Origin of the sequence: Ideonella sp., assembly GCF_044358605.1 — a bacterium.
GTDB lineage: Bacteria > Pseudomonadota > Gammaproteobacteria > Burkholderiales > Burkholderiaceae_C > Ideonella.
The window spans coordinates 77,078-88,370 of sequence record NZ_JBIKNQ010000011.1; the positions used below are offsets into that span (position 1 = coordinate 77,078).

At 66.4% G+C, this 11,293-nt stretch carries 12 protein-coding genes; 7 read left to right on the plus strand and 5 right to left on the minus strand.

The genetic code is table 11. From position 1 onward, the window contains the following. Positions 1-28 precede the first annotated feature (28 nt). From ACIQ3Q_RS06135 to ACIQ3Q_RS06155, 5 genes are read right to left on the minus strand one after another with little or no spacing between them, the layout of a single operon-like run. Positions 29-1,972 carry an alpha-amylase family glycosyl hydrolase gene (locus tag ACIQ3Q_RS06135; RefSeq protein ID WP_396268137.1) on the minus strand — a complete coding sequence of 648 codons (1,944 nt, stop codon included), beginning with the start codon at positions 1,970-1,972 and terminating at the stop codon, positions 29-31. Further along, complete coding sequence (locus tag ACIQ3Q_RS06140; RefSeq protein WP_396268138.1) at positions 1,969-2,790, minus strand: alpha/beta hydrolase; 822 nt, start codon at positions 2,788-2,790, stop codon at positions 1,969-1,971. Before ACIQ3Q_RS06140 ends, ACIQ3Q_RS06135 begins: the two co-directional genes overlap by 4 nt. Then, complete coding sequence (locus ACIQ3Q_RS06145) at positions 2,787-3,923, minus strand: alcohol dehydrogenase catalytic domain-containing protein (protein ID WP_396268139.1); 1,137 nt, start codon at positions 3,921-3,923, stop codon at positions 2,787-2,789. The genes ACIQ3Q_RS06140 and ACIQ3Q_RS06145 overlap by 4 nt, the downstream gene beginning before the upstream one ends. Further along, positions 3,920-4,732, minus strand: coding sequence for a phytanoyl-CoA dioxygenase family protein (locus ACIQ3Q_RS06150; RefSeq protein WP_396268140.1), 813 nt, complete (start codon positions 4,730-4,732; stop codon positions 3,920-3,922). The genes ACIQ3Q_RS06145 and ACIQ3Q_RS06150 overlap by 4 nt, the downstream gene beginning before the upstream one ends. Continuing rightward, the gene (locus ACIQ3Q_RS06155; RefSeq protein WP_396268141.1) at positions 4,729-6,477 is read right to left on the minus strand and encodes an alpha-amylase family glycosyl hydrolase; all 1,749 of its coding nucleotides are present in this window, start codon (positions 6,475-6,477) and stop codon (positions 4,729-4,731) included. The genes ACIQ3Q_RS06150 and ACIQ3Q_RS06155 overlap by 4 nt, the downstream gene beginning before the upstream one ends. 92 nt (positions 6,478-6,569) lie before the next feature. Here ACIQ3Q_RS06155 and ACIQ3Q_RS06160 point away from each other — a divergent pair, with 92 nt between their 5' ends. The 7 genes from ACIQ3Q_RS06160 to ACIQ3Q_RS06190 all read left to right on the plus strand — a co-directional run bounded on the left by ACIQ3Q_RS06160 (position 6,570) and on the right by ACIQ3Q_RS06190 (position 11,184). Beyond that, positions 6,570-7,427: a helix-turn-helix domain-containing protein gene (locus ACIQ3Q_RS06160; protein WP_396268143.1), complete on the plus strand. Its 858-nt coding sequence runs from the start codon at positions 6,570-6,572 to the stop codon at positions 7,425-7,427. Between the two features lie 102 nt (positions 7,428-7,529). Beyond that, complete coding sequence (locus ACIQ3Q_RS06165) at positions 7,530-8,327, plus strand: HEAT repeat domain-containing protein (RefSeq protein ID WP_396268144.1); 798 nt, start codon at positions 7,530-7,532, stop codon at positions 8,325-8,327. Positions 8,328-8,469: 142 nt separating this feature from the next. Continuing rightward, entirely contained in the window at positions 8,470-8,619 is a 150-nt protein-coding gene (locus ACIQ3Q_RS06170; protein WP_396268145.1) for a helix-turn-helix domain-containing protein, read from the plus strand. Between the two features lie 153 nt (positions 8,620-8,772). Further along, the gene (locus tag ACIQ3Q_RS06175) at positions 8,773-9,243 is read left to right on the plus strand and encodes an excisionase family DNA-binding protein (RefSeq protein WP_396268146.1); all 471 of its coding nucleotides are present in this window, start codon (positions 8,773-8,775) and stop codon (positions 9,241-9,243) included. 2 nt (positions 9,244-9,245) lie between these two features. Then, the gene (locus ACIQ3Q_RS06180; protein WP_396268147.1) at positions 9,246-9,827 is read left to right on the plus strand and encodes a PIN domain-containing protein; all 582 of its coding nucleotides are present in this window, start codon (positions 9,246-9,248) and stop codon (positions 9,825-9,827) included. 35 nt (positions 9,828-9,862) lie between these two features. Next, complete coding sequence (locus tag ACIQ3Q_RS06185; RefSeq protein WP_396268148.1) at positions 9,863-10,969, plus strand: hypothetical protein; 1,107 nt, start codon at positions 9,863-9,865, stop codon at positions 10,967-10,969. A gap of 56 nt (positions 10,970-11,025) precedes the next feature. After that, positions 11,026-11,184: a hypothetical protein gene (locus ACIQ3Q_RS06190; RefSeq protein WP_396268149.1), complete on the plus strand. Its 159-nt coding sequence runs from the start codon at positions 11,026-11,028 to the stop codon at positions 11,182-11,184. Positions 11,185-11,293: the final 109 nt, after the last annotated feature.

Sequence of the window (11,293 nt, forward strand, 5' to 3'; positions counted from 1 at the left end):
GAACAGTCAGTGAGCGGCGCGGTCATGCTCACCGCGTGACGGCCAGCACGCGCACAGAGCGCGGTGCAAGTGTCAGGGTCTGGCTCAGGTCCAGGGTGTCGCCGGTGATGGCGTCGGTGGCGCGGGCGCCCGCAGGCAGCACCGGGGCGAAGCGTGCGGTGGGCAGCGTGCGGGCTTGCTCGCTCTTGTTGAAGGCCACCAGCACCGTGGGGCTGCCGGGCAGGTGGCGGGCAAACACATAAGTGCCGTCTTGAGGGTGCCAGTGGGTGAGCTGCCCCCGGTGCAGGGCGGGCTGGGTCTGGCGCCAGCGCATCAACTGGCGCAGCCACTGCTGCAGCTCGCGCTGCTCCGGGCGCAGGCCACGGCCGCTGACGGCGTCGGCCTCGTCACCCGCCCAGCCGCCCGGAAAGTCGGCCCGAAAGCGGTCGAAGGCGTCGTGGGTTTTGGGGCTGTCGAGCATCACTTCCACACCGTAATACAACTGCGGTGTGCGGCGGGTGGTGAGCGTGAAGGCCAAGGCCATGCGCTGCAGGGCCGGGTCGCCGTTCAGCGCTGCGGCCAGGCGGGGCACGTCGTGGTTGCCCTCAAACAGCACCAGCCGCGCCGGGTCAGCATAGAGCCGGTCGTTGACCATGAAGTCAAACACCCGCACCCAGCCCGTGCTGTAACCCTCCGGCTCCAGCAGCGCGCGGCGCAAGGTGTCTTGAAGCGGAAAGTCCATCAAGCTGGGCAAGGTGGGCTGCGTGCCATCGGCCGGCACTTTGCGCGCCGCTGCATCGAGCTTACCCAAGAGCGGGTTGCCCGCTTGCCAGGCACTGACCACCACGGGGTTCAAGCTCCACTCCTCGCCCACCAGGGCCAGGCGTGGGTACTCTTGCAGCAAGCGCGCGGCCCACTGCGCGAGGAAGCCGGGGTCAGAGTAGCTCCAGGTGTCCACGCGCAGGCCCATCAGGCCGATCTCCTCGATCCACCACAGCGCGTTCTGCACCAGGTACTGCGCCAGCAGCGGCTGGGTGGTGTTGAGGTCGGGCATGCTGGGCGCAAACCAACCCCGGGTGAAGCCCGCGCGGTCGGCCGGGGCGGCGTAGGGGTCGCGCACCGTGGTGCGGGCATGGTTGGTCAGCGCGGCTTGCGGGGGCGCGGGGTTGAGCCAGTCGGCGGCGGGCGGCTGCGCCAGCCAGCGGTGGCCGGCGCCAATGTGGTTGGGCACGGCATCATGGATCAGGCCGATACCGCGTTGGCGTGCCTGCTGGCCGAGCTGGCGATAGTCGTCCAGCGAGCCCAGGCGTGGGTCCACGCGGTAGAGGTCAGTCGCCGCATAACCATGGTATGAGTAACTGGGCTGGCGGTTCTCCACCACGGGCGTCATCCACACCGCCGTGAAGCCCATGTCGGCCATATAGTCCAGGCGCTCCATCACCCCGCGCAGGTCGCCGCCATGGCGGCCACCGGGGGCCTGGCGGTCGGCGGGGTCGCCCATGCCGGGCACGTTGTCGTTGCTCGGGTCGCCGTTGGCAAAGCGGTCGGGCATGAGGTTGAGCAGCACATCGCGGCCGTCAAAGCCGCGCCGCTGTGCGGAGCCAGGCTCGCGCGCTTTGAGCAGATAGTCCACGCTGTGGCGCTCACCCTGGCGCTCGAAGATGAACTGGCGCACACCCGGCTGGGCAGTGGCGGCCACGCGCAGGTGCAAAAACAGATGGTGCGGGCTGTCGGTGCGCTGCACGCGCTCCAGGGTGACGCCCGTGCCGCGCAGGCTGACCTGGACCTTGGCGATGTCGGGCCCATAGGCCAGCACTTGCAGGCGCCGGTCCGCAAAGCCCACCCACCAATGCGGGGGCTCGACGGCGTCGACCTGCGGTGGTGCGGCCAGCACGGGTGGGGCCAGCAGCCCCAGCAGGGTGCTCAGCAACAAGGCGGTCAGCAGCCCCAGCGTGTGGCGGCGCTGGCTTGGCAGGGTGGGCAAGGTGTTCATGGCGTGATCTCCCGCGCCACAAAGCGCAGCGTGTCTTCTAGGTGCTGAGCCCAGTAGGCCCAGTCGTGGCCGCCGGGGTGTTCGGCGTATTCGTGGGCAATGCCCAGCGCTTCCAAGCCTTGGTGCAAGGCGCGGTTGGCGGGCAGCAGGGTGTCCTCGGTGCCGCAATCAAAGCGCAGCGGGGGCAGGCTGGCCGCACCGGCCCCGCGCAGGGCTTCAAGCACGCTGGCATCGGCAGGGCTGTGCGCCCACGCGTCGCAGGGCTCTTCGATCAAGGCGTGCAGGTGCGCCGCCTCTGTGGCCGATGAATGCCCCGCCGCCGCCACAAAGCGCTGCGGGTAGCGGCCCGCCAAGCGCAACGCCGCAAAGCCGCCCATGCTCAAGCCCGCAATGGCCAGCGGCGAGTGGGCACTGCAGGCCGCCACGGCGGCACAGGCCGCAGCGGGCACCTCATCCACAATCCAGCGCTCGAAGTCTTGGGCGGCATGGCGCACATAGCCCGAGCCATCGCCCCACAGCCCATCGCTGGGCATGGCCAGCACCAGGGGCGGGATCTCGCCCGCGTCGATCAGGCGCTGCGCCGTGCGGTGCGCCCCGCCCTTGAAGGCCCAGGCCCAATGCGAGCCATAGACCCCGTGCAGCAGGAGGACGATGGGCAGGTGCTGGTGGCCTTGCGCCTGGCGCGGCACAAACAGGGTGAGGTCCGCCCGCTGTTGCAGGGCCGCGCTCTTGACGGTGACAAAGACCAAGCCCTCTGGCGCCAAGGCTGGGTCCGAGATTTCGATGGTGCGAAAGGTGGGCGCTGCGGGCGGGCTCATGGGTGTGGCGCCTCGCTGCCAAACTCGATCACGCCTTTTATGTTGCGGCCGCTGAGCAGGTCGGCCATGGCCTGCGGCAACTCATCCAGGGTGTAGCGGCGCGTGACCATGGCTTGCAGGTTGATGCGGCCGTCCAGCGCCCAGCGCGCCAGGCGCGGAAAGTCCCGCTCGGGCTGGCAACCGCCATAGAGCGGCACGAGATAGCGCTTGTCCCACCAGAAGTCCAGCACGTTGATTTGGGCCTGGCCATGCGCGCCCGAGACCTGCAGCGCCGTGCCGCCGTGGCGCACAAAGCGCAGCGGCGCAAAGGCGAGGCGGTCGACCCCGGTGGCTTCGAAGGCATGGTCCACACCGCGCCCACCCGTGAGTTGCCGGACCTCGTCCACCGCACGCTGCAAGTCGGCATCGTCGTCGCCCACCTGCACCACATCGGTGGCGCCAAAGGCCTGGGCGCGCGCCAAGCTGTCGGCACGCCTGTCCACCGCAATGATGCGGCCCGCCCCGGCGATGCGCGCACCCTGGATCACCGAGAGGCCCACGCCGCCACAGCCCAGCACGGCCACGCTGTCATGGGCTTGCACCTGGGCGCTGTTGATCACCGAGCCCACGCCCGTCATCACGCCGCAGCCCAGGATGCAGGCCTGGTGCAGGGGCAGTGCGGCGGGCATGGGCGTGACGGCCTCGGCGCGCACCAAGGTGAACTCGCTGAGCGTGCCCAGCCTGAAGGCCCGCCCAATCGGCTGGCCCCGCCAGCGCGTGCTGCCGTGAGCGACATCAGAGCTGCCCAGCGCCGGGTCCACGCCCTGCGTGCGCTCACACAAGGCGCCTTGCCCCGCCACGCAGCGCGGGCAGCGCCCACAGGGGATGGCCCAGTTCAGCAACACCCGTGTGCCCACCGGCAGGTGGCTGACGCCCTGCCCCACCGACTCGATCACCCCCGCCCCTTCGTGGCCCATCACCAAAGGCCCGGGCCAAGTGAGCGACTGGTGGTCGGTGTGGCACAGGCCTGAAGCGACGAGGCGCACCCGCACCTCGCCTGGGCCGGGCGCATCCACCTCCACCGTGTCGATGGAGAAGCGCCCCTGGCCGTCGCTGAGGGCGGCCCGCGCGTGCAGCGCTTGTGCCGTCGTCATGCGCGCTGCCAGATCACGGGGTTCTTGCGGCTGGCCGCCACCTCCCCGGGCTGCACCCCTGGGCACCACTGGGCGGCGTCGTTGGATTGGATGGCGTTGAGCGCGGGGACCAAGCGCATGGCCGAGTCCATGTAGATCACCGTCATCACCGAACGCGGCTGGGTGGAGCGGTTGGCGCCCGCCTTGTGGAAGGTCCAGCCCAGATGGAAGCTGACCTCGCCCAGCTCAAACGCGCCGCTGCAAAACTCAAAGCCATGGCGGGCCATATTGGCGCTGATCTTTTCTTCGCTCTCGTCGCTGATGCCCAGGTCGCGGCCAAACTCCACCGACTGGCTGCGGGCATAAAAGCCCAGCGGGCCCATGTCTTCGGGCACGGCCTGCAAAGGGATCCACGCCGTGATGGTGCGGTCGCTGGCCAAGGGCCAGTAGTACTGGTCGGCATGCGCCGGGGTGATGCCGCCGCTAGGCTCTTTGTAGAGCGACTGGTCGTGGTAGAGCCGCACGCCATCCACCTCCAGCAGTTGCGCCGCCAAGCGGCCCAGGCGCTGGCCCATCACAAAGCGGCCCACCAGCGGGCTTTGCTCCCACAGGTTCATCACCTGCAAAAAGGCTTTGTCATAAGTGCTGCGCTCTTCCAGCGGGCGCTGCTGGGTGTTGAGCTCAATCGTCAGGCGCGTGATCTCGCGGCCAAAGTGGGCCAGGGCGGCGGGACTGAGCACGTCTTTGAGCTTGATAAAGCCGTCGCGGCGGAACTGGGCGATTTGCGCGTCGCTCAAGGGATAGAGGCTGTCGATGTCTAAGTCGCTCATGATGGTGTGTCAGCGTTGGAGTCCGGGCCGATCCAAACGGCCCACGGTGGAAGCAAGTTGTTGCCTTCGTTTTGCGCGCGGCTTGGCCAGCTCAACGCGGCTTGGCCGCTCAGGCTCAGGCGGCAGCGCGCGGGGCTGGGGCTGAGGTTGAAGACGGCGAGCAGGCTGTCACCGCCGTGGTGGCGGCGCAGGGCCAGCACCTGCTCGTCGACCTGCAGCACCTCGACATCGCCCCAGCGCAAGGCGGGGTGGGCGCGGCGCAGAGCGATGAGGCGGCGGGTGAGGTGCAAGAGGCTCGCGGGGTTGGCCTCTTGCTGGTCCACCGCCAAAGCACGGTGGGGGTCCCACAGGGGCAACCAGGTCGTCGCCTCAGTCTGCGAAAACCCCGCATGCGGCGCGTGGGCCTGCCAGGGCATGGGCGTGCGGCAGCCGTCGCGGCTGGGGATGCGGGGGTAGTGGGCAATGCCGAAAGGGTCGCGCATGTCGCACAGTGAAATCTCGGCTTGGCCCAGGCCCAACTCTTCACCTTGGTAGAGAAAGAGCGTGCCGCGCAGCATCATCAACAAAGCCAGGCATTGGCCGGTGCGCAGCGGGTCTCCCTCGGCCCAACGGCTAGCCACGCGCGGGGTATCGTGGTTGGACAGCGCCCAAGACGGCCAAGCCTGAGCGCCCTCGCCATGCTGCCAGGTGTTCAGCATCTCCGCCAATGCCGTGGGCTTGGGCTGGGGGCCTAACAGCAGGAATGAGTAGGCGGTGTGCAGGCGTTGGCTGCCTGCGGTGTACTCGACCATGCGGGCCAAGTTGTTGGCCGAGCCAATCTCCGCGACTGTGAATGGAGCCCCTCGACTGCCGGGTACGTCAGTCGATCCCCCGAGGGGATGCGGGCCGGCTTGGGAGCGGCCCGGCGCTCGGCCCGCCTCTTCCGTTGTGAACTCGTCCATCAAGGCCCGAATGCGCTCTAAGAAGGGCAAGGTCTGCGGCTGGCAGATGTTGAACAGGTGCTGCTGCATGGCGGCGGGCACGTCGCCCCGGCGCTCGGGCGGCTGGGGCGGGTTGTCGCGCAGCAGCGGGTCGTGGCAGTAGTAGTTGGCGGTGTCGAGCCGAAAGCCGTCCACGCCGCGCTGCAGCCAAAACCGGCCCACGGCCAGAATGGCGTCCTGCACTTCGGCGTGGTGCAGGTTGAGGTCCGGCATCTGCGGCAAGAAGTTGTGCAAGTAGTACTGCTGGCGGCGCGGCTCCCAAGTCCAGGTGCCACCGCCCATCCAGCTCTGCCAGTTGGTGGGCGGGCTGCCGTCGGGTTTGGCGTCGGCCCACACATACCAGTCGGCCTTGGGGTTGTCGCGGCTCTGGCGGCTTTCCTCAAACCAGGGATGCTCCAGCGCGGTGTGCGACCAAACCTGGTCGATCACCACCTTCAGTCCCAGCGCATGGGCCTGCGCCAGCAGGGCGTCAAAGTCGGCCAGGCTGCCAAACTGTGGGTCCACCGCGCAGTAGTCCTGCACGTCGTAGCCAAAGTCGCGCTGGGGCGAGGGGAAGAAGGGCGAAATCCAAATGCCGTCCACCCCCAAGCTGGCCACATAGGGCAGGCGCTGGGTGATGCCGGCCAAGTCACCAATGCCGTCACCATTGCTGTCGGCAAAGCTGCGGGGGTAGATCTGATAAAGCACGGCACCGCGCCACCAGGGGGTGGTGGCCTCGGCCTGCGGGGGCTGGGGTGCAAGGGTGGTCGATGGAGCTTCTGACATGGCGCCAGTGTCTGCGGCCCGCGCCTGGGTGTGGCCTTGACGCTTGTCTGGTTTTGACTGTTTTTTGACCCTCTTCAGGCACACTGGGCTGCATGCAAGCCAGCAAAGAGCATGTTCACCACCCCCACGCCACGCTGCGTTGCCTGCGCCTGGAGCTGCCCGCCTTCAAGGCGCCGCGCCACCGCCATCACCACCTGGAGCTGACCTGGGTGGAGCGCGGCGAAGGCCTGCGCCAGGTGGGCGACCACACCGCGCCTTTTGAGGCTGGAGACTTGGTGCTGCTGGGCCCAGACCTGCCCCACACCTGGCTGACCCACCCAGGCTGGCGCGGCAAGGCGCTGGCCACGGTGGTGCAATTCGACCCAGCCCTGTTTGAGCGCCCTGCCCTACCCGAGTTGGCCGCCCTGCAGCCCCTGGTACACCGGGCCCAGCGCGGCCTGCAGGTGCGCCCAGGCAGCGCCTGCCATGCCTTGGTGACGCAGGCACTGACCCATGTGCGCAGCGGCGCCCCGCTGGACCAACTGGCTGGCCTGATCCACCTGCTGGCCCGCTTGAACGAGGCCCCGGCCGCCGACCTGCAGCCCCTGTCCACCGCCAGCCTGGCCACGCCCGCCAGCAGCGCCCACAGCCCGCCGCGCCGCATCGACAAGGTGGTCGATTGGCTGCACGCGCATTTGGCCGAGCCGCTGCGCGCCGAAGACGCAGCCCGCATCGCCCACATCAGCCCGGCGGCGTTCAGCCGCTTTTTCAAACGCGAGCTGGGCAAGACCTTCACCGATTACCTCAACGACGCCCGCTGCAGCGCCGCCGCCATGGCCCTGCGCCAAACCACCCAGCCCGTCGCCCGCATCGCCCAAGACTGCGGCTTTGCCACGGCCTCGCACTTCAATGTGCAGTTCAAGCGGCGCTATGGGGTGGGGGCGCGGGGGTATCGGGAAAGGGAGAAGTGATTGAGCCCATCCTGCTCAATGACCAAGGCTCCACATCGGCGCTAGGATGAAGGGATGCGACGGCTCGCCCACCATCGACTTAGGCCCCAAACGCTGTCGCGCTTGATCCGCATCGCCACGAGAGGATGGGAGTCCCATAAGAGTTGGCATGCCGTGCATGAAATCCAACGACGAGGTGATGAGCGCACCTTGGAGCGACTGACCCACTTGTGCGCCCACAGAAATTGGCGTCACCGGGTGGTGGGGCTGTATGCCGCGTCGCAGCTTAGGGTTCGGATGAGAGCGGACAGAGAACAATTCGCCGTAGCGCATTGTCAAACCCTCATGGTGAGTCTCTTGACGGACTCTCACCCAGAGGTCATCCGCGCAGCCATTTCGGGTCTGGGTCACCGACCTTCGGTAGGAGCACTTGTGCACTTGCTGCCGTTCGAAGCTCATCCGGACGCCCTGGTGCGCTGGAACCTGGCGGTGGCATTGGGTCGCTATTCGCAGCCTGAGAGCATTGAAGTCTTGTGCCGATTGGCTGCAGATCCAGATGATTTGGTCCGCGATTGGGCGACCTTTGGTTTGGGCAGCATGCATGAGGTCGACTCACCAGAGGTGCGCAATGTGCTGCAGAGAAACCTGCACGACCCAGACTCGGACGTGCGCGGTGAAGCCCTGGTGGGTCTGGCTCGATTCGGCGACCCAGCTGCCCTCAACTATCTGCTGCATCATCTGTCCCCCGAAAGTCCGGTCTATCATCTGGAGGCGGCTGCGTTGTCGGCAAAAACAGAGTTAAGGGACCGCCTGGTCCAATTGACCGATGCCGTCTCCCAAAGCGAGCCCAAAGGATATTGGCATCGCAAATTGGCAAACGCTTTGCAAGCCTGCAGCCCCCACTTGCGTCAAGACACCTGAAAGTGCACGCCAAGGCGCAGGTCTTGGTCACTGACATACCGCTGGATTGCTGTGCTCGGTCGAGCCCGTCGACATCCTTCCGGCTTGATCTCTTGGCGTTACCCCTCCTGTGCCGAGTAGAGCGCTGGCTCGGTCAACCGCCATGGCCCTGCGCCAAACCACCCAGCCCGTCGCCCGCATCGCCCAAGACTGCGGCTTTGCCACGGCCTCGCACTTCAATGTGCAGTTCAAGCGGCGTTATGGGGTGGGGGCCAGAGGGTACAGGCAGGCGGGTGGATCAAGCAGGCCCTAGTCGCGTAGGCAGGGCGTCGAGCGCTGCGACACGGCCTGTGGCATGTCGGATCGAATTGGGCCAAATGACCGCTTCACTTATTGCATTTAATGCGCTTATTGTGTTTATGATGTGCCGCAAGACGATCAAGGTTTTATCGTCATTGGAGCCATCATGAGCACCACCGAACGCGCTCAACAGCCTCTACCCCCCCCACTCACCGCCGAAGAAGCTGAGATGGCACGGACCGCACAGCGTTGCATCATGGCGGCGCTAGACCACTCGCGCGCGGCCACCATCACGCTGCAAAGTGACGATGGCAGCCAGCCCTCCATCCAGGTGCCTCCGCAAGCACTTCGGTTCATCGCGCAACTGCTGGGCGCCATGAGCGACCGCCGCCCGGTGATGCTGATGCCTTCCAAGCAAGAGGTGTCCACCGTGGAGGCGGCCAACTACCTGAATGTGTCTCGTCCCTACGTGATCAAGGAGATTGAGGCCGGCCGCCTGCCACACCGACTGGTGGGGACACATCGCCGCATTGCCTTTGCGGATCTTGAGGCCTACGCTCAGCGCACCCGCACACGGCAAGAAGCCGCCCTGCAGCGTATGGCGGACAACGCCAAAGACTTGGGGCTGGAGTACTGACTTTGGCGGGGCCAGCACGCTACACGGCATTGCTGGACGCTTGCGTCCTCTTTCCTGTGGCGGTTTGCGACAGCCTGCTGACCTTGGCCGCTACAGGTCTGTTTGCAGCCAAGTGGACCGAGCGCATCGAAACCGAATGGATGGCTGCTTTGGCCACACAAACCCGGCGCAGCGCCGCTGACTATGGGCCGCGTAGAGACGCCATGCGCGATGCTGTACCGGACTGGGAGGTGCCCACCTCTGCATGGCAAACCTTGGCAGGCGGCCTGTTCCTCCCAGACCCCAACGATGTGCATGTCTTGGCTGCTGCCATCGCGGGGCATGCGGACTGCATCGTGACGGCCAACCTCAAGGACTTCCCCTCAGATTGCCTAGCACCGTGGGGCTTGACCGCCATCCACCCAGACGACTTCATCGTGGCGCAGATAGATTTGGCACCACTCCTGACGGTGGCCGCCTTCAAAGCTCAACGCGCAAGGCTGCGACGCCCATCGTTCACCCCTGAAGACTTTGCGTCAGCCTTGGAACGCAACGGCCTCGTTCAAACAGCTCAGCGGCTTCGCGAGGCTGCGGCGCTGATCTAGTGGGCAAAATGCCCCACCTCTTCTCCGTCGCCCCCATGCCCCACACCCCTCTGAACCAAACCCCACCCGCCTGCGCCGCATGTGGCGGTGTGATGCACTTCAGCCCCGCCGAAGGGCGGCTGCGCTGCGTGGCCTGTGGCGGGGGTTTGGCGCGCGAAGCTGTCACCGACGAAGCCCTGAGCACGGCCTTGGCCGAGCATGACTATGAGCGCTACTTGGCACTGCGGGCCGGGGACGAACCCAGCATAGAGCCGCAAGTGGTGAGCTGCCCGCAGTGCGGGGCGCAAACCCATTTTGAGCCGCATGTGGTGGCCGCCCCTTGCGCGTTTTGCCGCAGCCCCTTGGTGGCCAGTGCGGCCCAAGCGCTGCGGCAGATTCAGCCCAAGGCCATGGCCCCCTTCATGGTGGACGACGCGGCCGCCAAAGCCTTGTTCAAGCAGTGGCTGCAGGGGCTGTGGTTTGCGCCGAATGCGCTCAAGCGCATGGTCTCGGCGCCAGATGGTGGGCGCGGTGTGTATGTGCCGTGCTGGACGTTTGACGCGTCTTCAGTGAGTCATTACAGCGGGGCACGCGGAGTGCACCGCACCGTCACTGACACCCGGACCGACAGCCAAGGCCGCCAAGTCAGCGAAAGCCGAACCGTGACGGACTGGTTCCCCACCCAAGGCGTGGTGAGCCTGCAGTTTGATGACGAGCTGGTGCTGGCCTCACACCGGGTGCCACCGAGCTTGGCCGATGCGGTGCAGGACACGCCGCTGTCGGCCTTGCAATTACCCAGTGCAGATATGGCCGCGGGCTTCACCGTCGAGGCCTATCAGCTCGGACTGGCGCCGGCCTTTGAGCAAGCACGCGAACGCTTTGAGGCGCGCATTGAATCGGCGGTGCGGCGCGACATCGGCGGTGACGAGCAGCGGGTGCACAGCGTGAACAGCCAGTTCAGCGAGATCCGCTTTCGGCATGTGTTGATGCCGGTCTGGATTTACAGCTACACCTGGCAGCAAAAGGTGTGGCAGGTGGTGATCAATGGACAAACGGGGAGGTTGGAAGGCGACCGGCCCTGGTCTGCGGTCAAGATCACCGCGCTGGTGGTTTGCGTCGCAGCGTTGGCCACAGGCCTGTGGTGGTGGTCCCAAAATCCATAAGCCCATCAGCCCATGGGCAGGCTCAGGGATAGCGATTTAAACGGAGACGTCGTGCCATGGCACTGGAGATAGAACGCAAGTTTTTGGTGACAGGCGCAGCCTGGCGCGAGGCGGTTGGGGTGCACTATGCGCAAGGCTATTTGAACCGCGACAAGCACCGCACGGTGCGGGTGCGGGTCGCAGGCGAGGCTGCCTTTCTGTCACGTCTCATGTGATCATTGGCCGATTCGAAGCTGGCCGCTACTTCAGGCCAGAGCTGTCCTGAGCGAGTTGCTGGCTTCGATCCCAGAGAGTTCATCATAGCCAGATCGCATGAGCCATATT

Excerpts from the sequence above, each read along its gene's own strand:
- ACIQ3Q_RS06150 (WP_396268140.1), bottom strand. The coding sequence starts at position 4,732 with ATGAGCGACTTAGACATCGACAGCCTCTATCCCTTGAGCGACGCGCAA.
- ACIQ3Q_RS06175 (WP_396268146.1), top strand. The coding sequence starts at position 8,773 with ATGAGCACCACCGAACGCGCTCAACAGCCTCTACCCCCCCCACTCACC.
- ACIQ3Q_RS06170 (WP_396268145.1), top strand. The coding sequence starts at position 8,470 with ATGGCCCTGCGCCAAACCACCCAGCCCGTCGCCCGCATCGCCCAAGAC.
- ACIQ3Q_RS06190 (WP_396268149.1), top strand. The coding sequence starts at position 11,026 with ATGGCACTGGAGATAGAACGCAAGTTTTTGGTGACAGGCGCAGCCTGG.
- ACIQ3Q_RS06135 (WP_396268137.1), bottom strand. The coding sequence starts at position 1,972 with ATGAACACCTTGCCCACCCTGCCAAGCCAGCGCCGCCACACGCTGGGG.
- ACIQ3Q_RS06155 (WP_396268141.1), bottom strand. The coding sequence starts at position 6,477 with ATGTCAGAAGCTCCATCGACCACCCTTGCACCCCAGCCCCCGCAGGCC.
- ACIQ3Q_RS06185 (WP_396268148.1), top strand. The coding sequence starts at position 9,863 with ATGCCCCACACCCCTCTGAACCAAACCCCACCCGCCTGCGCCGCATGT.
- ACIQ3Q_RS06140 (WP_396268138.1), bottom strand. The coding sequence starts at position 2,790 with ATGAGCCCGCCCGCAGCGCCCACCTTTCGCACCATCGAAATCTCGGAC.
- ACIQ3Q_RS06160 (WP_396268143.1), top strand. The coding sequence starts at position 6,570 with ATGCAAGCCAGCAAAGAGCATGTTCACCACCCCCACGCCACGCTGCGT.
- ACIQ3Q_RS06145 (WP_396268139.1), bottom strand. The coding sequence starts at position 3,923 with ATGACGACGGCACAAGCGCTGCACGCGCGGGCCGCCCTCAGCGACGGC.